The organism is Komagataeibacter xylinus NBRC 15237, from assembly GCF_001571345.1.
Lineage (GTDB): Bacteria > Pseudomonadota > Alphaproteobacteria > Acetobacterales > Acetobacteraceae > Komagataeibacter > Komagataeibacter xylinus.
Genome location: NZ_BCTP01000002.1, coordinates 61,738 through 82,124, shown reverse-complemented (window position 1 = coordinate 82,124; position 20,387 = coordinate 61,738). Strand labels below are relative to the sequence as shown.

Annotated in this window: 20 protein-coding genes; 18 read left to right on the top strand and 2 right to left on the bottom strand. The window is 64.9% G+C overall.

Annotated features, from left to right (window positions below; translation table 11 throughout):
* The first annotated feature begins 139 nt into the window (after positions 1 to 139).
* Entirely contained in the window at positions 140 to 1,093 is a 954-nt protein-coding gene (locus GXY01S_RS01240; RefSeq protein WP_061271572.1) for a bifunctional enoyl-CoA hydratase/phosphate acetyltransferase, read from the top strand.
* Here the strand turns inward: GXY01S_RS01240 and GXY01S_RS01235 are convergent.
* Positions 1,081 to 1,428 (bottom strand): hypothetical protein, encoded by a 348-nt coding sequence (locus GXY01S_RS01235; protein ID WP_061271571.1) that lies wholly within the window; start codon positions 1,426 to 1,428, stop codon positions 1,081 to 1,083. The two genes, GXY01S_RS01240 and GXY01S_RS01235, sit on opposite strands and share 13 nt — an antisense overlap.
* On the opposite strand from GXY01S_RS01235, the gene GXY01S_RS01230 reads away from it, so the two are divergent.
* A complete protein-coding gene (locus tag GXY01S_RS01230; protein WP_061271570.1) occupies positions 1,427 to 2,920 on the top strand; it encodes a malate:quinone oxidoreductase in 1,494 nt (497 codons plus the stop codon). The two genes, GXY01S_RS01235 and GXY01S_RS01230, sit on opposite strands and share 2 nt — an antisense overlap.
* A gap of 152 nt (positions 2,921 to 3,072) precedes the next feature.
* On the opposite strand, the gene GXY01S_RS01225 is transcribed toward GXY01S_RS01230, so the two are convergent.
* Positions 3,073 to 3,684 carry a LabA-like NYN domain-containing protein gene (locus tag GXY01S_RS01225; protein WP_061271569.1) on the bottom strand — a complete coding sequence of 204 codons (612 nt, stop codon included), beginning with the start codon at positions 3,682 to 3,684 and terminating at the stop codon, positions 3,073 to 3,075.
* Positions 3,685 to 3,877: 193 nt separating this feature from the next.
* Between GXY01S_RS01225 and folK the strand changes: the two genes are divergently transcribed.
* The 16 genes from folK to lpxD all read left to right on the top strand — a co-directional run bounded on the left by folK (position 3,878) and on the right by lpxD (position 20,351).
* The gene (gene folK, locus GXY01S_RS01220; protein ID WP_255210333.1) at positions 3,878 to 4,417 is read left to right on the top strand and encodes a 2-amino-4-hydroxy-6-hydroxymethyldihydropteridine diphosphokinase; all 540 of its coding nucleotides are present in this window, start codon (positions 3,878 to 3,880) and stop codon (positions 4,415 to 4,417) included.
* Positions 4,418 to 4,509: 92 nt separating this feature from the next.
* On the top strand, positions 4,510 to 4,905 hold the full coding sequence (gene rpoZ / locus GXY01S_RS01215; RefSeq protein WP_061271568.1) for a DNA-directed RNA polymerase subunit omega: 396 nt from the start codon (positions 4,510 to 4,512) through the stop codon (positions 4,903 to 4,905).
* A 60-nt stretch (positions 4,906 to 4,965) separates the two neighbouring features.
* Positions 4,966 to 7,260 carry a RelA/SpoT family protein gene (locus tag GXY01S_RS01210; protein WP_061271644.1) on the top strand — a complete coding sequence of 765 codons (2,295 nt, stop codon included), beginning with the start codon at positions 4,966 to 4,968 and terminating at the stop codon, positions 7,258 to 7,260.
* A 6-nt stretch (positions 7,261 to 7,266) separates the two neighbouring features.
* Entirely contained in the window at positions 7,267 to 7,680 is a 414-nt protein-coding gene (gene acpS / locus GXY01S_RS01205; protein WP_061271567.1) for a holo-ACP synthase, read from the top strand.
* A gap of 127 nt (positions 7,681 to 7,807) precedes the next feature.
* Positions 7,808 to 8,608, top strand: a complete 801-nt coding sequence (gene lepB, locus GXY01S_RS01200) for a signal peptidase I (RefSeq protein ID WP_061271566.1) — start codon at positions 7,808 to 7,810, stop codon at positions 8,606 to 8,608.
* A 2-nt stretch (positions 8,609 to 8,610) separates the two neighbouring features.
* A complete protein-coding gene (gene rnc, locus GXY01S_RS01195) occupies positions 8,611 to 9,387 on the top strand; it encodes a ribonuclease III (RefSeq protein WP_061271565.1) in 777 nt (258 codons plus the stop codon).
* The gene (gene era, locus GXY01S_RS01190; RefSeq protein WP_061271564.1) at positions 9,384 to 10,298 is read left to right on the top strand and encodes a GTPase Era; all 915 of its coding nucleotides are present in this window, start codon (positions 9,384 to 9,386) and stop codon (positions 10,296 to 10,298) included. The genes rnc and era overlap by 4 nt, the downstream gene beginning before the upstream one ends.
* Before the next feature lie 117 nt (positions 10,299 to 10,415).
* Entirely contained in the window at positions 10,416 to 11,156 is a 741-nt protein-coding gene (gene pyrH / locus GXY01S_RS01185) for a UMP kinase (protein WP_061271563.1), read from the top strand.
* Between the two features lie 67 nt (positions 11,157 to 11,223).
* Positions 11,224 to 11,790: a ribosome recycling factor gene (frr, locus tag GXY01S_RS01180; protein ID WP_061271562.1), complete on the top strand. Its 567-nt coding sequence runs from the start codon at positions 11,224 to 11,226 to the stop codon at positions 11,788 to 11,790.
* A gap of 132 nt (positions 11,791 to 11,922) precedes the next feature.
* Complete coding sequence (gene uppS, locus GXY01S_RS01175; RefSeq protein ID WP_242501409.1) at positions 11,923 to 12,597, top strand: polyprenyl diphosphate synthase; 675 nt, start codon at positions 11,923 to 11,925, stop codon at positions 12,595 to 12,597.
* A complete protein-coding gene (locus GXY01S_RS01170; RefSeq protein ID WP_061271560.1) occupies positions 12,581 to 13,426 on the top strand; it encodes a phosphatidate cytidylyltransferase in 846 nt (281 codons plus the stop codon). The genes uppS and GXY01S_RS01170 overlap by 17 nt, the downstream gene beginning before the upstream one ends.
* Positions 13,427 to 13,470: 44 nt before the next feature.
* A complete protein-coding gene (gene dxr, locus GXY01S_RS01165) occupies positions 13,471 to 14,628 on the top strand; it encodes a 1-deoxy-D-xylulose-5-phosphate reductoisomerase (protein WP_061271559.1) in 1,158 nt (385 codons plus the stop codon).
* Positions 14,629 to 14,676: 48 nt separating this feature from the next.
* Positions 14,677 to 15,786 (top strand): RIP metalloprotease RseP, encoded by a 1,110-nt coding sequence (rseP, locus tag GXY01S_RS01160; protein WP_061271558.1) that lies wholly within the window; start codon positions 14,677 to 14,679, stop codon positions 15,784 to 15,786.
* A 192-nt stretch (positions 15,787 to 15,978) separates the two neighbouring features.
* Positions 15,979 to 18,396, top strand: coding sequence for an outer membrane protein assembly factor BamA (gene bamA / locus GXY01S_RS01155; protein ID WP_082770663.1), 2,418 nt, complete (start codon positions 15,979 to 15,981; stop codon positions 18,394 to 18,396).
* Between the two features lie 7 nt (positions 18,397 to 18,403).
* Positions 18,404 to 19,258: an OmpH family outer membrane protein gene (locus tag GXY01S_RS01150; protein ID WP_061271556.1), complete on the top strand. Its 855-nt coding sequence runs from the start codon at positions 18,404 to 18,406 to the stop codon at positions 19,256 to 19,258.
* Between the two features lie 10 nt (positions 19,259 to 19,268).
* A complete protein-coding gene (gene lpxD, locus GXY01S_RS01145) occupies positions 19,269 to 20,351 on the top strand; it encodes a UDP-3-O-(3-hydroxymyristoyl)glucosamine N-acyltransferase (protein ID WP_061271643.1) in 1,083 nt (360 codons plus the stop codon).
* Positions 20,352 to 20,387: the final 36 nt, after the last annotated feature.

The following is a 20,387-nucleotide window of genomic DNA, read 5'->3' as shown; positions in this document are numbered from 1 at the left end:
TGCGGTGGCGTGCCCGCACGCCGGAACGGGCAGCGTTCCCATCCGTGCCAGTTGCCGCCTCGCATAAAGATGATGGCGGGTGGATACGGGAGGCTGTGGCATCAGGGAAGCAGCCCCTGCCCGCAACCCGAAAGAAGGCATGATGCGTAGCCTGCGTTTTTTTGATGATCTGGCCCATACCCTGTCCGGCCATGCCCCCATGCGGCTGGGCGTGGTCTATCCGTGCAGCCTGCCCGCCCTTGAGGCCGCGGCCGAGGTGGCGCGTAACAATCTGGCCCAGCCGGTGCTGATTGGCCCGGAGGGGCAGATCCGGCAACTGGCCAGCACATCGGGCGTGTCGCTTGCGGGGTGTATTTTCATCGACCTGCCCACGGCGGAGGACGCCGCCCGGCACGGCGTGCGCATGGCGCGTGATGGCGAGGTGGCGGCGTTGATGAAGGGCTCGCTGCATTCGCGCATCTTTCTGCACGAACTTGGCCACCACGAGGGCGGGCTGCGCACGGCCCGGCGCATGAGCCATGTCTATGTGCTCGATGCCCCGCAGGCCCCGCGCGTGCTGCTGGTGAGCGATGGCGCGGTCAATATTGCGCCCGACCTCGAATCCCGCCGCGACATCGTGCAGAACAGCATCGACCTTGCGCACATGCTGGGCATGGCGCAGCCCAGGGTGGCGCTGCTCTCGGCGGTGGAGATGGTCAACCCCGCACTCCCCTCCACGCTCGATGCGGCGGTGCTGTGCAAGATGGCCGAACGCGGGCAGATCACGGGTGCCGTGGTGGACGGGCCGCTTGCCCTTGATAATGCTGTCAGCCCCGAGGCTGCGCGCTGCAAGGGCGTGGTCTCGCCCGTGGCGGGGCAGGCGGATATTCTGGTGGTGCCCGACCTTGAGGCGGGCAATATCCTGGCCAAGCAGATGACCTTCATCGGGCAGGCGCAGGCGGCGGGCATTGTCATGGGTATGCGCGTGCCGGTCATCCTGACCAGCCGGGCAGACCCGGTGGCGGTGCGCGTGCTGTCGTGCATGGTGGCGGCGGTGATGATCCGCCACGGCTATGGCGGGACTCCGGCCACCTGCATGGATCAGTGCGGATGACGGCGCGCCGCGATGCGTGTAGGGAAGGCCAGCGGGAAGGCCAGCGCCTGCCCGCGTGCCGGTTTGCGGCCCGCGCGGGGGTGAATGGGCGGGGGCCATTGGGGCATGAATATGGCGTCCTCGCGTAGAGATGATGCAGCGCCCCGGCGCACATGGTGGCAAGGAAAGGGCTGACAGTCCGGTTGCCCATTGCGCATGGGGCCGGCGCGCCGGGTGTCACCGGCGCCAACATGAATGTAATCAGGCCGGGTGTCCCGCGCCGCCGGGCGGGCTGCCCGGTCCAGCCGATGAACAGTCACGCAGCGGGTTTCCGATGCCGATCCGGAGAATGCCATGACCTCGAATCCCTCATCCGCCACCACGTACGATGTGGTCCTGATTGGTGGCGGCATCATGAGTGCAACGCTCGGCGCCCTGCTGCGCCAGCTTGAGCCCGGCCTGTCCATCGCCCTGTTCGGGCGGCTTGATGACGTGGCGCTGGAAAGCTCGAATGGCTGGAACAACGCGGGCACCGGCCATTCGGCCCTGTGCGAGCTGAACTACACCCCCCTGCGCCCCGATGGCACGGTGGATATTTCCAAGGCCGTGAACGTGAACGAGGCCTTTCAGGTTTCGCGCCAGTTCTGGTCCTACCTTGTTGAAACCGGGCAGATTGCCTCCCCGCGTGATTTCCTCAACCCCATTCCGCATATGAGCTTTGTGTGGGGGGCGGAGAATGTCGATTTCCTGCGCCGCCGTTACGCCGCCCTGCAGCAGCACCCGCTGTTCGAGGGCATGTCGTTCACCACCGATGAAGGCCAGATGCGGCAGTGGATGCCGCTGGTCATGCAGGACCGCGCGCCCGGCCAGCCCCTGGCCGCAACCTGGCACCCGGCGGGCACGGACGTGAATTTTGGCGCGCTGACGCACCGGTTGATCGACCTGCTGGCCAGCAAGCCTGGCTTTGACCTCAACCTTGCCCATGAGGTCGAGGATCTCACCCCCACGAGCGACGGGCAGTGGGATGTTGCGGTCCGTGCCGTGCATGGCGGAGGCGAGCGCAAGGTGCGCGCCAGGTTCGTGTTTGTCGGCGCAGGCGGCGGTGCGCTGCACCTGCTCCAGAAAAGTGGCATCCCCGAAGCCCGTGGCATTGGCGGCTTTCCCGTCAGCGGGCAGTTCCTGCGCTGCACCAACCCCGATGTGGTGGCCCAGCACCATGCCAAGGTGTATGGCAAGGCCTCGGTCGGTGCGCCGCCCATGTCGGTGCCGCATCTCGATACCCGTGTGATCGATGGCAGGCAGGGCCTGCTGTTCGGGCCCTATGCCGGGTTCTCGACCAAGTTCCTCAAGCAGGGGTCGTGGCTCGACCTGCCGCGCTCCATCCGCATGGACAATATCGGGGCGATGATGGCGGTCGCGCGCGACAACATGCCGCTGACCAGATACCTGATCCAGCAGGTCATGCAGTCCAACGAGGACCGGCTCAAGGCGCTGCGTGACTTCGTGCCCACCGCCCGCAAGGAAGACTGGGAACTGATTACCGCAGGCCAGCGCGTGCAGGTGATCAAGAAGGACGCCCAGAAGGGCGGCGTGCTGCAATTCGGCACGGAGATCGTGACCGGCGGCAGCGGTTCCATCGCGGGCCTGCTCGGGGCCTCGCCCGGCGCCTCCACCGCGGCACCCATCATGCTCACGGTGTTGCAGCGCTGCTTTGCCGACCGCCTGCCCCAGTGGGAGGCGCGGCTGCGCGAGATGGTGCCTTCCTATGGCACCAGGCTCGGGCAGGATGCGGCCCTGTGCGCACAGGTGCGCGAACGCACCCGCAATGCCCTGCAACTTGATGGCTGAGGGCAGGTCATGTGCTGAAATGATAAAAGTTTTTGGTGAAGCTTTTTTTTAAAAAAGCTTTGAAAAGCGACACCCGAAAACTTTTATTCTTTATTTATCAATGATCTGTATTGAAAAACCCGCCCGGTCTTGCCCCGGGCGGGTTTTTTGTCTCAGTCGCCGTCCTGTTCGCTCATCTGGTCCGCCGGGTGGCGCACCGGCGGGGGGGCGTTGTGGCGGGGCGGGCGGTTTTCAAGATGGCGGCGCATGAAGTGGGTGGCGATGTCGGCCAGCTCAACAAACTGGTCGGCCTGACGACGCAGTTCATCGCCAATCAGCGGCGGCGTGGTCTTGATCGAGCCAACCACGGTGGTGCGCACGCCCTGGCGCTGCACGGATTCGAGCAGGCGGCGGAAGTCGGAATCACCACTGAACAGCACGGCATGGTCGATGCGCGGCGCCATTTCCATCATGTCTACCGCGAGTTCCACATCCATGTTGCCACGCACCCGGCGGCGGCCGTTATGGTCGATGAACTCGCGCGCGTTCTTGGTCACGAGGGAGTAGCCGTTATAGACGAGCCAGTCCGTCAGTGGCTTGAGGGGGGAGTATTCCTCGGTATCGAGCACGGCGGAATAATAATAGGCCCGCAATACGTTTGACTTTGAACGGAAGAATTGCAGCAGCTTGCGGTAATCAACCTCAAAACCAAGGTTGCGTGATGCGGAATACAGGCTGGTGCCATCAATAAAAAGGCAGAGCCGTTCCTCGGGTTGAAAAAACATTTGTGTTCAGTCCCTGAAACAAGAAAGTGAATATGTTGCGATCGTGTTAAATTTCGACTGGCATGTATTTTATTACGATAGGGAAGTTGTGTGTCAGCAATCGGTCCAGTTATATAGAAGCGTATATCCTCACAGAAGTTCCCTGACGAGCGGATTACTCACCGATCGCAGGCTACCGGACCATAGTTTCTCGATGAACATGCCGCAATCCATCTCCTGCATCCCAGACACCTTTATTGCGGTGGGCGCCAATCTGCCACGCGAAAGTGGTGAAACTGCGGCCACGACCTGCCTGTGGGCGGTGGACGAACTCGCCCGCATTCCTGGCCTTTCGGTGGTGGGCGTCTCGGCGTGGTACGAGAGCGCGCCGGTGCCGCCCTCGGGCCAGCCGCCCTACGTGAACGGAGTCGTGCGCATGGCGGGCGATGTGGACCCGGCCTGGCTGCTAGGCCGGTTGCACGCCATCGAGGCCGCGGCCGGGCGCAGGCGCACGGTGGCCAACGCCGCCCGCCCGCTTGATCTTGACATCATCTCCATGGGCACGCTCGTGCGCGCGGCGCCAGACCCCATCGTGCCGCACCCGCGCGCAACGCAGCGCGCCTTCGTGCTGTTGCCGCTGCGCGATGTCATGCCCGACTGGCGCGACCCGGTGACAGGGCAGGGGATCGACGCCTTCCTGCCCGGGGTCGCGGGGCAGGCCATCCGGCGCATGGCGCAGCCGGAGCAGGCTTGAAGCACCGCATAAGGCTTGCATCACGACAGGCGGCGGCGTAATAAGGTAAATTCTTATCAACACACCTATTTAACAACCGGAGTTCAGGCCTGATGGCACGCGTCACTGTCGAGGACTGCGTTGAGCGGGTTCCCAATCGTTTTGAACTGGTGCTGCTCGCAGCCCAGCGCGCCCGCGCCCTGTCGCGCGGCGAGGAAATGACGATTGACCGCGATAACGACAAGAACCCCGTTGTCGCCCTGCGCGAGATCGCGGACCAGACCATTAACCTCGAGCAGATCCGCAGCGATCTTGTGCGCTCGCTCGCCCGCGCGCCCGAGCCCGAGCCTGCCGATGAGGAAGTGGTCGACCTGATCCCGACCGAGCAGAACATCTTCGGCCTGCAGGATGTCTCGGCCGAGGAAGAGGCCCGCCATGCCACCAGCGGCATGTCGGCTGAAGAACTCGAGGCATCGGTTGAATCGGCCCTGAGCGGACGGGGTCGTTAATTCCTGACGAAAGGGTCGAAGGTGACTGACCCGACCGGATCGGAAACCACATCTTCCTCCCTGCCCGTGCCTGCCACGGGTGGCGTGGCCGCGCCTGCGGCCACCCTTCCCGCCCGGCACGAGGGCGGGGAGCGCGTCCTTTCCTGCGAGGGGCTGATCCGGCGCATCCATGCGTACGACCCCACCGCCGATGCGGAGCTGATCCGCCGGGCCTTTGCCGTGGCCCAGGCCGCCCATGCGGGCCAGGCGCGCGATAACGGCGACCCCTACATTACCCACCCGCTGGCCGTGGCCAATATCCTGGCCGGCTTCCATCTCGATACCGCCTCGATCGTGACAGCGCTCCTGCACGATACGGTGGAAGATACCGGGGTGACCCAGAAGCAGTTGCGCGAACAGTTTGGCGATACGGTTGCCGAGCTGGTCGATGGCGTGACCAAGCTCACCCGGCTCGAACTCCAGTCCGACCGTACCAAGCAGGCGGAGAATTTCCGTAAGCTCGTGCTGGCCATGTCGCGCGACATCCGCGTGCTGCTCGTCAAGCTCGCCGACCGCCTGCACAACATGCGCACGCTGCATTACGTGCAGCGCATCGACCGCAGGCAGCGCATCGCGCGCGAGACGATGGAGATCTACGCCCCCCTTGCCGGTCGTATCGGCATGGACAAGGTCAAGGTCGAACTCCAGAACCTGTCCTTCGCCGCCCTCGAGCCCGAGGCGATGGCCACGATCCGCGCACGCCTCAACTACCTGCGCGGGCAGGGCGCCGACGTGATCGAGGAGATCCGCCGCGAACTCCAGGCCCTGTGCATTGATGCCGGGCTGGAGGGTGTGGAGGTGACGGGGCGCGAAAAGACGCCCTATTCCATCTGGGAAAAGATGCAGCGGCGCAATGTCGCCTTCGAGCAGCTTTCCGACATCATGGCCTTCCGCATCATCGTGCCCTCGCGTGAGGCATGCTACATCGCGCTTGGCGCGGTGCATGCGGCCTATCCGGTCATTGCCGGGCGGTTCAAGGATTATATCTCCACGCCCAAGGCCAACGGCTACCAGAGCCTGCACACCGGGGTCACGCTGCGCCACCCGCGCAACCAGAAGATTGAAGTGCAGATCCGCACGGCGGAAATGCACGACGTGGCCGAGAACGGCGTGGCCTCGCACTGGCTGTACAAGCAGTTGCCCGATGCGGCGGCCAAGGGGGCGACGAAGGGCGTGGTCTCGGGCCTGCGCTGGGTGCAGGATCTGCTCGATATCCTTGAAGATTCATCGGCCCCCGATGAGTTTCTCGAGAATACCAAGCTCGAACTCTATCAGGACCAGGTCTTCTGCTTCACGCCCAAGGGGCAGCTGATCTCGCTGCCGCGCGGGGCGACGCCGGTTGATTTCGCCTATGCCGTGCACAGTCAGGTGGGCGATACCTGCGTGGGCGCGCGCATCAATGGCCGCCTGATGCCGCTGCGCCACGAGTTGCAGAACGGTGATCAGGTCGAGATCATGACCGCGCGCGGCGGCACGCCCTCGCCCTCGTGGGAGCGGTTTGTGGCTACCGGCAAGGCGCGCGCGCGCATCCGCCGCCATGTGGCGCTGCAGCAGCGCGAGGCCCATCTGGAAAGCGGGCGCGTGGCGCTGGCCAAGGCCTTCCGGCAGGAGGGCGTTGACGGTTCGGAAAAGGTGCTCGACAGCCTGCTCAAGGACCTGCGCCTGCAAAGCGTTGCCGACCTGTATGTGGCCGTGGGCAATGGCAACCAGTCCGCGCGCGAGGTGGTGCAGCTTGCCTACCCCGAACTACGCCGCGCCCCGCGTGCACCGCGCATGGTGCCGGGCCTGTCCATGCGTGCCCCTGCTGGCGGCGCGCTGGGTGGCGGCGTGCCGGGGCGGCGCAAGCCTGCTGCTGGCGGCATGGCGCTTGCGGGCGTGGGCGCTGGCATGGCGGTGCATTTTGCCGGGTGCTGCCACCCGCTGCCCGGCGACCGGATCGTGGGCATCGTCTCCACCGGCAAGGGCATTACGGTGCATACGCTGGGCTGCCAGACGCTGGAAACCTTTGCCGCCACCCCCGAGCGGTTCATGGACCTTGACTGGGATTACGACCTGATTGCCCGTAACGCCACCGGCCACCATACCGGGCGGCTGAGCGTGGTCACCGCCAACGAGCCCGCCATGCTGGCCACGCTGACCAATATCGCCGCCAAGCATGAGGGCGTGATGATGAACCTGCGCATCGTCAACCGCCAGCTTGAATTCATGGAGATCCTTGCCGATATCGAGGTGCGCGACCTGCGGCACCTGACCGCCATCATGGTGGCGCTGCGGGCCGCTAAGGGTGTTGTGCAGGTTGAGCGGGCAAGGGGGTAGCAGGTCATGCTGATCGGCATCGGTTCGGACCTGTGCGATGCGCGGCGGATCGAGACGGTCCTCGCCCGGCACGGCACGCGCTTCATCACCCGCGTATTCACCGCGCGCGAGCAGCAGGCTGCCGCGCGCAGGCAGGGGAATGCGCGGCTGGGCACCTACGCCAAGCGCTGGGCGGCGAAGGAGGCCTGCGCCAAGGCGCTGGGCACGGGCTTCGCCCGTGGCGTGTTCCATAGCGACCTTGGCGTGGAGAACCTGCCCGGCGGGCAGCCGGTCATGCGGCTTTCGGGCGGGGCGCAGGCACGGCTTGAGGCCCTGCTGCCCGCGGGCCACGAAGCGCGCATATTCCTGACCATGACCGATGAGCACCCTTATGCCTTTGCCCAGGTCATGATCATGGCGGAGAAGGCGGCCACGGCCTGATGCCCTTTACGCTGCCCTTGGGCAATGCTTGACAGGCAGGGCGTGCGTGGGCTTGATCCGCACGTTATTCGTCCGGCGCAGCCCGTCCGGTCGATGCCAGAGCCGGATTGAAGATACAGACATGCCAATGGACGATAACAAGACAATTCTCTCACAGGCCGAGCCTGAGCGCCGCTCCGGCGGGCTGCTCGAACTCGTGCGCACCGTGGTCATAGCGGGCGTGCTGGCCCTGAGTGTGCGCACGGTGCTGTTCGAGCCGTTCAACATTCCATCCGGCTCCATGATCCCGACGCTGCAGGTGGGTGATTACGTGTGGGTGGCCAAATACAGCTATGGCTACTCGCATTTCGCGCTGCCCGGCGCGCCCAACCTGTTCGAGGGGCGGATTTTCAACAGCATGCCCCATCGCGGCGACGTGGCGGTATTCCGCTTCACCAAGGATACCTCGATCGACTACATCAAGCGCATCGTGGGCCTGCCGGGTGATACGGTGCAGATGCGCGAGGGCAAGCTCTACCTCAACGGCACCGAAGTGCCCCGCGAGGCTGAAGGCGATTATGCCGCCATCGACGAGCACCGCACCCGCATGGAGGGCGACCGCTACCGCGAGATCCTGCCCGGCAGCGGCGGCCATGGCCCCGTGGCGCATGATATCCTGAAGCTGACCGATGAGGGCGGCAAGAACGACACGCCGGAATATGTCGTGCCGCCGGGCTATTTCTTCGCCATGGGCGACAACCGCGACGACAGCGCCGACAGCCGTTTCATGGGCGATGAACCGCAGGATCTCGGCTTCGTGCCGATGGAGAACCTGGTGGGGCAGGCGAAGTGGATCTTCATGTCGGTCGATAACGCGCACCCGTTCTGGCAGGTGTGGTACTGGCCCACCGAGATCCGCTGGGGCCGCCTGTTCATGGGGGTGCACTGATCATGGAGGCCGAGCGCGTTCCCGCGGCCGAGATCAGGCGGCTGGAGGCGTGCCTGGACTATCACTTCACCCGCCCCGAGCTTTTGCTGCGCGCGCTCACGCATCGCTCGGCGGCGCATGAGCGCAGCGGCAACCGCCGCACGCGCCTCAGCGTGGCCCGGCGGGGGGCAGGATCGAACGAACGCCTTGAATTCATCGGCGATCGGGTGCTTGGCCTTGTCATGGCCGAGTGGCTGATCGAGCGCTTTCCCGATGAGCAGGAAGGCGCCCTTGGCCCACGGCATGCCCATCTGGTCTCGCGCACGGTGCTGGCGCAGGTGGCCCATGAAATGCAGCTGCAGTCGGCGCTTGACGTAGCCGAGCATGAAGCCCGCGCGGGCGTGCGGCAGATGGCTACCGTACTGGCCGATGCGGTCGAGGCGGTGCTTGGCGCCCTGTATCTTGATGGCGGGCTTGATCCGGCCCGCGCCTTCGTGCGGCGCATGTGGCGCGAGGCCATCACGGCCCAGGCCCGCCCGCCCAAGGACCCCAAGACGGCCTTGCAGGAATGGGTGCTCGGGCGCGGGCTGCCGCTGCCGCAGTACCGTGTCGTCTCATCGGACGGCCCCTCGCACGCGCCGCGTTTTGTCATTGCGGTTGATGCGCAGGGCAAGACCGGGCAGGGCATTGCAGGCAGCAAGCGCGCGGCTGAAAGCGATGCCGCATCGGACCTGCTGCGCCAGTTGGGCGTGGACAGCCAGGCCGCCATCACCACGAACCGTAAAGGGCAGGGACAATGACCGGCCAGGATACTGATCATACGACACGCTGCGGTTTCGTGGCCATTGTGGGCGCGCCCAATGCGGGCAAGTCCACGCTGCTCAACCGCATGGCGGGCACCAAGCTGTCCATCGTCAGCCCCAAGGCGCAGACCACGCGCTTTAGGGTGCTGGGCATTCTCATGCGCGGCACCACCCAGATGCTGCTCGTCGATACGCCGGGCATCTTCCAGCCCAAGCGCAAGCTCGACCGCGCCATGGTCGCCGCCGCCTGGACCGGCTCGGAAGATGCGGACATCACCCTGCTCATCGTCGATGCCCGCGCCGGCATGACCGATGCGCTGCGCGCGATCGCCACCCGCCTTGCCGAACAGAAGCGCAGGCTGTGGCTGGTGCTCAACAAGACCGACCTCGTCAGGCGCGACATGCTGCTGCCGCTCACGGCGCAGCTTTCCGCCATCCTGCCGGTCGAGCACGTGTTCATGGTCAGCGCGCGCTCGGGCGAGGGGGTGGATGACCTGCTCGACCGGATCGCCGCCGAGCTGCCTAAAAGCCCCTATCTCTACCCCGAGGATGACCTGACCGACCTGCCCGACCGCCTGCTGGCCGCCGAGATGGTGCGCGAGCAGGTGTTCTTGCAGACCCATCAGGAAGTGCCCTATGCCGCCACGGCGGAGACGGAAAGCTTTGAGGAACGCCCTGACGGCTCGGTGCGCATCGAGGTCACGATCTATGTCACGCGCGCCTCGCACAAGGCGATCCTGATTGGCGACAAGGGCAGCCGGATTCGCGCCATTGGCGAGAAGGCGCGGCGCGAACTTGGCCGCCTGCTGGACCGTAACTGCCACCTTTTCCTCAATGTGAAGGAACGCGCGGGATGGGACGAGGAGCGCGCCCGCCTGCGTGCCATCGGCCTGGATGACATTTCTTGAATCCTCAAAAGAGCGGCATCATCGGCTTGTGGGGGGGGGCATCCGTCTATATGACAGGGCATGGCCGGGCGGCCTGCCCGTCCCTAGCCCTGTTTGCCTGACCTGTTCCGAGGCCCAATGACCCAGCCCGTCAAACCCCCCGCTCCGTCATACAAGCGTGTTCTGCTCAAGGTGTCAGGCGAGGCCCTGATGGGGAGCGGGTCTTACGGCGTCGATCCGGCAACGGTTGACGCCATTGCGGTTGACGTGGCGGCCGTGGCACGGACCGGGGTTGAGGTGTGCCTTGTCATTGGCGGCGGCAACATCTTCCGTGGGGTTGCGGCGGCAGCCGGCGGCATGGACCGCGCGCAGGGCGATTACGCCGGCATGCTGGCCACCGTGATCAACGCGCTGCTCATGCAGAACTCGCTCGAGCGCCACGGCGTGCCCACGCGGGTCATGACGGCCATCCACATGTCCTCCATCGCCGAGCCCTATATCCGCCGCCGCGCCGTGCGGCACATGGAAAAGGGGCGGGTGGTGATCTTCGCCGCAGGCACCGGTAACCCGTTCTTCACCACCGACACGGGTGCTGCGCTGCGTGCGGCCGAAATGGAATGCGATGCCCTGTTCAAGGGCACGCAGGTTGATGGCGTGTATTCCGCCGACCCGCGCAAGCACCCCGATGCCACGCGGTATGACACGCTGACCTACCGCGATGTGCTGGCCAATGACCTCAATGTCATGGATGCGGCAGCCATCAGCCTGGCGCGCGAGAACCGCCTGCCCATCGTGGTCTTCAACATTCACGGCCAGGAACCCTTCTCGCGCGTGATGCGGGGCGAGGGGCGTTTTACCACCATCGTGGCGGCGGGCTGACGCACGCCGGATTGCCCGTGGCGCAGATGCGCCAGGCGATGGACTGATTATTAGGAGGAGGGCCACAGTGTCTGTCGATCAGAAAAGTTTGCTGGCGGATCTGACCCGCCGCATGGACGGCGCCATCGAAAGCCTGCGCCGTGATTTCGCGGGCCTGCGTTCAGGTCGTGCCAGCCCGGCCCTGCTTGAGCCGGTGCGGGTTGAAGCCTATGGCGGCGAAGTGCCGCTCACGCAGGTTGGCTCCATTGCCGTGCCCGAGGCGCGCATGCTGACCGTGCAGGTATGGGACCGCACGCTGGTGGGTGCCGTCGAGCGCGCGATCCGTGATGCGGGGCTGGGCCTGAACCCGGCGGCCGATGGCCAGACCGTGCGCGTGCCCATTCCGCAACTGACGGAAGAGCGCCGCAACGAACTGGCCCGCGCCGCTGGCAAATATGCCGAGAACGGCAAGATTGCCGTGCGTGGCGTGCGCCGCGATGGCATGGACCAGACCAAGAAGCTGGAGAAGGCGGGCGACATCAGCGAGGACGACGTCAAGACATGGTCTGACGCGATCCAGAAGCTGACGGACCAGTACGTCAAGCGCGTGGACGACCTGCTGGTCGAGAAAGAACGCGAGATCAAGCAGGTCTGACCCGTCCGTGCATCCTGTCCCGCTTTTCCCCACTCCCTATCGCGCATGACGAAGGAGGACGATCAGGTCTTGTCCGGGTCAGATCATCCGGTTGCAGGCGCTGCGTGCCTGCCCGAGCATGTTGCCATCATCATGGATGGCAACGGGCGCTGGGCCAATATGCGGGGGTTGCCGCTGCTGGCGGGCCATCGCGCCGGGGCCGAGGCGGTGCAGCGCACTGTTACGGTCGCGATCAAGCGCGGCGTGAAGTGGCTTACGCTTTATGCCTTTTCATCGGAAAACTGGCGGCGCACGCCCGGCGAGGTCGCTGACCTGACCGGGCTGCTGCGCTTTTACCTGCGTCACAAGGTGGCCGAACTGTCGCGCGAAGGCGTGCGGCTGCGCATCATTGGCGACCTGACGCGATTCCCCCCTGACATTCAGGAAGAAGCGCGGCGTGCCGAGCAGGTGACAATGGGCAATGACCGGCTGGTGCTGGTTCTTGCCCTTTCCTATGGCGGGCGGGCGGATATCGTGCAGGCGGCGGCCCGCATGGCGCAGGCCGTGGCGCGGGGCGATATCGCGGCTGACGAGATTGATGAATCCCTCTTTGCCAGCGCCCTGCTGACGGCAGGCATGCCGGACCCCGACCTGGTGGTGCGCACCAGCGGCGAGAGCCGCCTGTCGAACTTCCTGCTGTGGCAGTCGGCCTATGCCGAGCTGGTTTTTCTCGACACGCCCTGGCCGGATTTTGACGAGGCGCATTTCGATACCGTGCTCGAGATCTATTCGCGGCGTGAAAGGCGATTCGGTGCAAGACCGGCGTGAAGGGGCGGTGGCTTCCGCCACGCCTGCAAAATCCGGCAACTGGAAAGACCTGCGCGCACGCGTGCTGTCGGCTGCGGTGCTGATACCGTGCGCCGGGCTGTGCGTGTGGTATGGCGGCCTGCTTTATGGCGCGATGATCGTGCTGGCCATGGCGGGCATGGCGGTCGAGTGGGCGCGGATGTTCGGCTTCGGGCTTGAAACGCGGCGCGGGCAGTTGTGCATGGCGTGGGCCGCGTGCATCGGCATTGCCGCCGTGGCAGGCCACTGGAGCGGCGCGCTGCTGGTCATGGTGGCGGGGCTTGTGCTTGGCCCGGCGCTCGGGGCGGGGCAGGTGGCCATTGGCTGTGCCGGGCTGTCATTGCTGTGGCTGCGCGCCATGAGTGACCCGGGGGCAGGGGTGGTCCTGTTTGTCGTGGCCTGCGTGGCGCTGAGCGATACCGGGGCCTACATGACAGGCCGCCTTTTTGGTGGCCCCAAGCTGGCGCCGCGCATTTCGCCTGCCAAGACGTGGTCAGGCTCCATTGGGGGGCTTGGCTGCGCAGTGCTCGGCGGCATGCTGATCGCAAGCCTCATGCCCGCGGCCCAGCCGGGCGCGCTGTGGCGGGGTGCGGTGTTTGGCGGGGTGATCGCCCTTGCAGCCCAGGTGGGTGATCTGGCGGAAAGCGCGCTCAAGCGGGCGCGTGGCGTAAAGGATTCGGGTACCATCCTGCCTGGCCATGGCGGCCTGCTCGACCGTTTTGACGGGCTGCTGGTCGCGGCCCCCATGGCGGCCCTGCTGTCTTTGGGGGCGGCAGGGCGGGCGGCTTTCTGGTATGTGGGCCAGCACTGAAGCCATGGTCCCGGTCATGGGACGTTTTGGGGAATAAGGTTGCAATGAAGACAGTTTCCGTTCTGGGCAGTACGGGCAGCATCGGCTGCTCCACGGTGGACCTGCTGCTGCAGGCGCCCGGGCAGTTCAGCACCGGCGCGCTGGTGGGCGGGCGCAATGTGGCCAGACTGGCCGAGCAGGCCCGCGCCCTGGGCGCCCGCCGCGCGGTCATTGCCGATGAAACCCTGCTGCCGGAACTGGAAACCCTGCTGGCGGGCACGGGCATCGAGACCGCCGGTGGCCGCAAGGCCGTGATCGAGGCGGCAAGCCTGTCGGTTGACTGGACCATGGCGGCCATTACGGGGGCGACCGGCCTGGAACCCACGCTGGCGGCGGTGAAGAACGGCAATGCCGTGGCCCTTGCCAACAAGGAGGCGCTGGTCTGCGCGGGCGATGTCATGCTCAAGGCCGTGGCCGATGCGGGGGCTGTGCTGCTGCCGGTCGATTCCGAGCATAACGCGGTGTTCCAGTCCATGGCCGACAAGCAGGCCGATGAGGTCGAGCAGATCATCCTCACCGCATCGGGCGGGCCGTTCCGCCGCGCCACGCTTGAGGAAATGGAAAAGGCCCCGCTTGAAGCCGCGCTCAAGCACCCGACCTGGACCATGGGGGCCAAGATCACCATCGATTCCGCCACCATGTTCAACAAGGGGCTGGAACTGATCGAGGCCGCCCGCCTGTTCAACGTGACCGAGGACAAGCTCGGCGTGGTCGTGCACCCGCAATCCGTTGTGCATGGCATGGTGCAGTATACCGATGGCTCCATAGTGGCCCAGCTTGGCTCGGCTGACATGCGCATCCCCATCGCCCACACGTTGGCCTGGCCCAGGCGCATGCCCACCAACTCGCCCCGGCTCGACCTTGCGGCGCTGGCGCGGCTTGATTTTGAAGCGCCTGATGAAGTCCGCTTCCCCGCGCTGCGCCTTGCGCGCGAATCCCTGCGCGAGGGCGGGGCCATGCCGGCCATCCTGTCCGGGGCGAATGAAATCGCGGTCGAGGCTTTCCTCAAGCGCGAAATCGGCTTTCTTGATATTGCCCGCATCGTCGAGGATGTGATGCAGTCCATCGGGCCGCAGCGCGCGGATACGCTGGAGCAGGTCCTGCACTGGGATGGCGAAGCCCGTCGTGTCGCCCGCCTGCGCACCGCTGCCCGCGCGGCTTGATGTGATTGTGGATGGTCATGGCGGCCATCGGGGGATAGCTTAGCATTCATGCATGATCTGATCCGGACCCTTCTGGCGTTCTCCTTTGTGTTGGGAGTGCTGGTCTTCATCCACGAACTTGGTCACTACCTTGCCGCCCGCTGGCGTGGCGTGCATGTCGAGGTGTTTTCGATCGGTTTCGGCCGCCCGCTGCTGCGCTGGCATGACAGCGTGGGCACGGAATGGCGGCTGTGCCCGGTTCCGCTTGGCGGCTACGTGCGCCCGCATGGATTCGAAGGGCCGGAAGACGCGACCGAGGAACAGAAGGCCGCCTGGCAGCCCGGTCGCACTTTTCATGACAAGCCGGTAGGCTCGCGGGCCATCGTGATCCTGGCGGGGCCGGTTTTCAATTTCCTGCTCGCCATCGTGCTGTTTACCGGGCTGTATGCCACGACGGGCCAGCCCCGCCTGCTCACGCAGGTTGATACGGTGGCGCCGGGCAGCGCGGCTGCCGTGGCCGGGGTGGAAAAGGGCGACATGATCACGCGCGTGGGCGACCACGCGGTGCGTGACGCGACCGACCTGCACGACTTCGTAGCCGCCCGGCCGGGCCTGGACACCACGCTGGGCATTCACCGCACGGGGGGCGACAGCACGCTGCCCGTCCATATCGGCAGTGTTGCGGAAAAGGGCGGCAAGCCGCACGGGCAGCTTGGCGTGGTCTTCGCGGTGACGATCGACCAGCCGCAATCCGTGCCGCGCGCCTTCGTCTCGGCCGTGAAGGAGACGTGGAACGTTTCGGTCCAGACGCTTGAGGGGCTGTGGCAGATGGTCACCGGCCAGCACACCGCCAAGGATCTTGGCGGCCCGCTGCGCATTGCCCAGATGTCGGGGCAGGTGGCGCAGTACGGGGTGGCGAGCCTCGTTTCCTTCATGGCGCTGCTGTCGATCAATCTTGGACTGATCAACCTGTTCCCGGTGCCGATTCTTGATGGCGGGCGGCTGGTATTTTATATTTTTGAGGCTATTCTGGGGCGACCGGTTTCGCGCCGGGTGCAGGAGGTCAGCTTCCAGGTTGGCTTCGCCCTCATTGCCGGGCTATTCCTGTTTTCGACATTTAACGATCTGTCACATTTTGGGCTGTTTCAGTGGCTCGCCTCGCGCGCTGGACACGGGTAAGGTGCACCGAGTGATACAAGTGCTTGCACAGTGTGGTGTATATCGGATAGGTGCGCCACCAAGGCTGATACATGACAGGAAGGGAGCCGGCCCTCCATCCGGTCTTAATGCATGGCTGATCCGCATGCCGAGTGGTGAGGAATAGCGATATTGTCGAGTAAACGTTCAGCGCTGCTTGCGTCTGTCTGCGTTGTGCCGCTGTTCTGGACCGCTGGCGCCTACGCACAGGATGAAGCGGCACAGAACACGCCATTCGGTGGAGAGGCGGCGCCCGGCGGCGCGGATGAGGCTCAGGGCCCCCAGGTGGAGGCGATCAAGCCCCCCCCGCTGGAGGACCCGATCGAGGCGGTTGACATCAAGGGCAACAGCCGGATCGAGACCAGCACCATCCTGTCCTACATGGTCGTGCAGCCCGGTGACCGGTTCAACCAGGATCTGCTCGACCGTTCGCTCAAGACGCTCTACGCCACCGGCCTGTTCCATGATGTAACGCTCAAGCGCGTGGGTAATGTGCTTGAAGTGCATGTGGTCGAGAACCCGATCGTCAACCGCATCGTGTTCGAGGGCAATCACGCCGCCAAGGATGAGGACCTGACCAAGGTCATCTCGCTGCGCCCGCGCGCGGTCTACTCGCCGCAGGGCATCTCGGCCGACCGGCAGAAGATCCTGGGCGTCTATGCCGAAAAAGCGCGTTACGCCGCCACCGTCACCCCCCAGATCATCCGGCTCGCGCATAACCGGGTGGATGTGATCTTCCATATCAACGAAGCGCAGAAGACCCTGATCAAGAAGGTCACGTTCGTTGGCAACAAGTCGTTCAGCAGCGCGCAGCTTGCGGGCATCGTTTCCTCGAAGGAGACGGCATGGTACCGTTTCTTTGCCTCAAGCGACCAGTACAACCCCGAGCGCATCAAATACGACGCCGAACTGCTGCATCGTTTCTACCTGAAGAACGGCTTTGTCGATTTTCAGGTCAAGAACGCCACGGGCGAACTCTCGCCTGACCGCAAGAGCTTCTACATCACCTATACGATGGAGGAAGGCCCGCGCTACCGCCTGAACAAGATGAGCGTGCAGTCCTCGCTGCGGCATGTCTCGGCGGATTCGATGAAGAAGTACATCTCGCTTTTCCATGGGCAGTGGTACGACGGCAGCGCGATCCAGCATAACGCCACCAACATGCAGGAGTTGCTGCAGGGCAAGGGCTATCCCTTCGCCATGGTGCACCCCGAGATCGCCCGCAACCCCGAAAAGCGCACCGTCAACCTGCTGTTCGACATCAGCGAAGGGCCGCGGATGTATGTCGAGCGCATCGACATCAACGGCAACACCATTACCGAAGACAAGGTGATCCGCCGCCAGCTGCCCATGGCCGAAGGCGACCCGTACACCCCGCTCGACCGCAAATATTCCAAGATGATTCTTGAAGACCTCGGCTTCTTCAAGACCGTGTCGATCGACCAGACCCCGGGTTCCGCGCCGGACAAGGTTAACATCTCGGCCGATGTGGTGGAAAAGCCTACCGGCGAATTCTCGCTCGGTGGCGGTTATTCGACCGATGCGGGCGTGCTCGGCAACCTTGGCCTCAAGCAGCATAACCTGCTCGGCACCGGCATCGATGCCGGCTTTACCGGCACCGCCGCGTATTATGAAGACCAGGCCGACATCTCGCTGACCGACCCGTATTTCCTCAACCGCAACCTTGTGGCCGGTATCGATATCTTCGGCATGCAGAACCATTACATGACCTATCAGAGCTATTCTGAAGGCCGGTATGGCATCACGCTGCGGATGGGCTATTCCTACAACAGCCACCTGTCGCAGTCGTGGAGCTATACGCTGACCGACCGGCAGGTGGATGATACGTGGTCGGATTCGTCGTATTACGTGCAGGACCAGTCCGGCTGGTCGCTGCTGTCGCAGCTCAGCACCACACTGACATACGATACACGCGACCGGCGGCAGCAGCCGCATAAAGGTTTCGTGGTACGTGTGGGTGGTGACTTCGCGGGTATCGGCGGCAACGAGCGCTACCTGCGTGGCAAGGTCGATGCCGCCTACTACATTCCGCTCGACAGCATCATGGGCAACCATGACTGGACCGTCAGCTTCCGTGGTGGCGCGGGCGACATCATGAACTGGGGCGGCGGTCGCAGCGACATCATCGATAACTTCTATCTTGGTGGTAACTCGCTGCGCGGCTTCATGGATGGTGGCGTCGGGCCGCGAAGCTACGCCATTCCCGCGCGTGACGGCAACCCGATGCATTCGCAGCAGGACTTCCTGGGTGGCCGGTTCATGTATACGGCCTCGGCGCAGGTGGACTTCCCCATCCCGTTCGCCTCGGCCATGGGCATCAAGGGCCGTTACTTCGTGGATATGGGTGGCCTCGATGGCCTGCGCGTGCGCCGTCGCTACACCTCCATGAAGGACTGGCCGAAATATACTCCGGTCTATGACGATACGCTGACACCTGTTGTCTCGACAGGCGTGGGCATTGCGTGGAAGAGTCCGTTCGGTCTCGTGAATATTGATCTGGGTGTTCCCCTGCACAAGGGAACCAATGACAGGACCCAGCTGCTCCGCTTCGGCTTCGGCCAACAATTCTGAGGTGATAATGTTGCGTAAATCCGGCATCCGTCTGCTTGCCGCAACCGCTCTGCTCGGGTGGGGATATCAGGCCGTATCGAGCGCCCATGCGCAGGGAACCGGCGGCAATGCCGGGTGGTTCGTGCCCAAGGCATCGCAGCCTGCGGCCCGTGCCCCCCAGCGTGAGGCGGCGGCGCCCATGCCGCTCGCCGCCGCCCCGACCGATATGGAGGAGGCGCAGCCCCAGAATCCGCCGATCCTGCCGCTGCCGCCCGTGCCCAAGGCGCCTGACGTGTCCAAGAGCGCACCGCCGCCCGCGCCCGTCATTGGTGTGATCAGTGTGCCTGAAGTGATGCGCCTGTCGAGTGCGGCCCAGCAGGCCGAGCGCGTGCTTGGCGCCCGGCGTGATGACCTCGCGCGTGAGGCGCAGAAGGAGCAGGCAGGCTGGCGCGATGAGCAGCAGAAGCTGCAGGGCCAGGCGAAGACCATGGCGTCCGACCAGATCCAGGCCCAGGAGCGCAAGCTGCAGGAACGGGTCATGGCGGCGCAGAAGGATTTTCGCAACCGCAACCGCGTCATTCAGGAGGCGGCTCAGGTGGCGTTGGGCCAGATCGAGCGTGAACTGGTGCAGATCATTCGGCAGGTGGCCGCCAGCCGTGGCATGAACCTTGTGCTGCATCGTGAGCAGGTGGCCCTGAGCCAGGAGCCGCTTGACGTTACGCAGCAGGTGGCAACCCAGCTTAACGCCGTGCTGCCCACCGTCTTCATCCCCGCTGCGGATGCCGACCCCGAGGTGCTGGCCAAATCGGGCACCATGCCCACCACGGCCGATGCCGACAAGCCCGCTCCCGCCCCGGCGGCTGCTGCGCCCGCCAAGCATTAAGGTCCGTTTCATGACAGTGACGCCGGACAACATACCAGGCGATCCACGCTTCTTTGTCACGCAGGGGCCATTTGACCTGGCTGACCTGGCCCGGTGCAGCGGGGCCGAACTGCGCGAGGCGAAGGATGGCGGCGAGGCGCGCCGGTTTGCCGGCATAGCCCCCCTGCAATCCGCCACGCGCGCGCAGGTCAGCTTTCTTGATAACCGCCGCTACCTGCCCCTGCTTGAAGGCACGGGCGCGGGAGCCGTGATCGTGGCCCCCGCCTTTGCCGACAAGGTGCCCGCGCATGCGGCGGTGCTGGTATCGCGCGCGCCGTATCAGGCATGGGCGCGAATCGCCACCCTGTTCTATCCCGCGCCGCCGGTTGTGCCAGGCATTCACCCCACCGCCGTAATCGGCGCGGGGTGCGAGATTGATCCGACCGCCGCCATTGGCGCGTTTGCCGTGCTTGGTGAGCGGGTGCGCGTAGGGGCGGGGGTGGATATCGGCACCCATGCCAGCATTGGCGCGGGTGTCGAGATTGGCGCGCGTTGCCGTATTGGCGCGCATGTCGCCATCTCGCACGCGCTGCTGGGCGAGCGGGTGACCCTGCTGCCTGGCGCGCGCATCGGGCAGGACGGGTTCGGCTTTGCCGTAACGCCCGAGGGCTTCGAGAACGTGCCGCAGCTTGGCCGTGTCATCCTCGAAGATGGCGTGGAGATCGGCGCCAATTCCACGGTGGATCGCGGCTCGATCCGTGATACCGTGATCGGTGCGGGCTCGCGCCTCGACAATCTGGTGCAGATTGGCCATAATGCGCGGCTGGGACGCTGCTGTATCGTCGTGTCCCAGGCAGGGATTTCCGGTTCCACCGAACTCGGTGATTTCGTGACCGTCGCGGCGCAGGCCGGGCTGATCGGACACATCAAGATCGGTGCCAAGGCCCGGATCGGGGCGCAGTGTGGCGTCATGTCCGATGTGGACGCCGGAGCCGACGTGATCGGCAGTCCGGCGATGCCTTTCCGGGAATTCTTCCGGAACGTGGCCTTTATGCGTCGAATGGCCAGGAAAACGACGCAGGATGGCGGCGGGGAAAAGGCTGACAAGGCCTGATCGCCAGACGTCATCAGATATTCAACCGGTAGGAGG

Bases quoted from the DNA above. Each gene is read 5' to 3' on its own strand.
- GXY01S_RS01240 (WP_061271572.1), top strand. From the start codon at position 140: ATGATGCGTAGCCTGCGTTTTTTTGATGATCTGGCCCATACCCTGTCC.
- GXY01S_RS01230 (WP_061271570.1), top strand. From the start codon at position 1,427: ATGACCTCGAATCCCTCATCCGCCACCACGTACGATGTGGTCCTGATT.
- GXY01S_RS01235 (WP_061271571.1), bottom strand. From the start codon at position 1,428: ATGGCATTCTCCGGATCGGCATCGGAAACCCGCTGCGTGACTGTTCAT.
- GXY01S_RS01225 (WP_061271569.1), bottom strand. From the start codon at position 3,684: ATGTTTTTTCAACCCGAGGAACGGCTCTGCCTTTTTATTGATGGCACC.
- folK (WP_255210333.1), top strand. From the start codon at position 3,878: ATGAACATGCCGCAATCCATCTCCTGCATCCCAGACACCTTTATTGCG.
- rpoZ (WP_061271568.1), top strand. From the start codon at position 4,510: ATGGCACGCGTCACTGTCGAGGACTGCGTTGAGCGGGTTCCCAATCGT.
- acpS (WP_061271567.1), top strand. From the start codon at position 7,267: ATGCTGATCGGCATCGGTTCGGACCTGTGCGATGCGCGGCGGATCGAG.
- lepB (WP_061271566.1), top strand. From the start codon at position 7,808: ATGGACGATAACAAGACAATTCTCTCACAGGCCGAGCCTGAGCGCCGC.
- rnc (WP_061271565.1), top strand. From the start codon at position 8,611: ATGGAGGCCGAGCGCGTTCCCGCGGCCGAGATCAGGCGGCTGGAGGCG.
- era (WP_061271564.1), top strand. From the start codon at position 9,384: ATGACCGGCCAGGATACTGATCATACGACACGCTGCGGTTTCGTGGCC.
- pyrH (WP_061271563.1), top strand. From the start codon at position 10,416: ATGACCCAGCCCGTCAAACCCCCCGCTCCGTCATACAAGCGTGTTCTG.
- uppS (WP_242501409.1), top strand. From the start codon at position 11,923: ATGGATGGCAACGGGCGCTGGGCCAATATGCGGGGGTTGCCGCTGCTG.
- dxr (WP_061271559.1), top strand. From the start codon at position 13,471: ATGAAGACAGTTTCCGTTCTGGGCAGTACGGGCAGCATCGGCTGCTCC.
- rseP (WP_061271558.1), top strand. From the start codon at position 14,677: ATGCATGATCTGATCCGGACCCTTCTGGCGTTCTCCTTTGTGTTGGGA.
- GXY01S_RS01150 (WP_061271556.1), top strand. From the start codon at position 18,404: ATGTTGCGTAAATCCGGCATCCGTCTGCTTGCCGCAACCGCTCTGCTC.
- lpxD (WP_061271643.1), top strand. From the start codon at position 19,269: ATGACAGTGACGCCGGACAACATACCAGGCGATCCACGCTTCTTTGTC.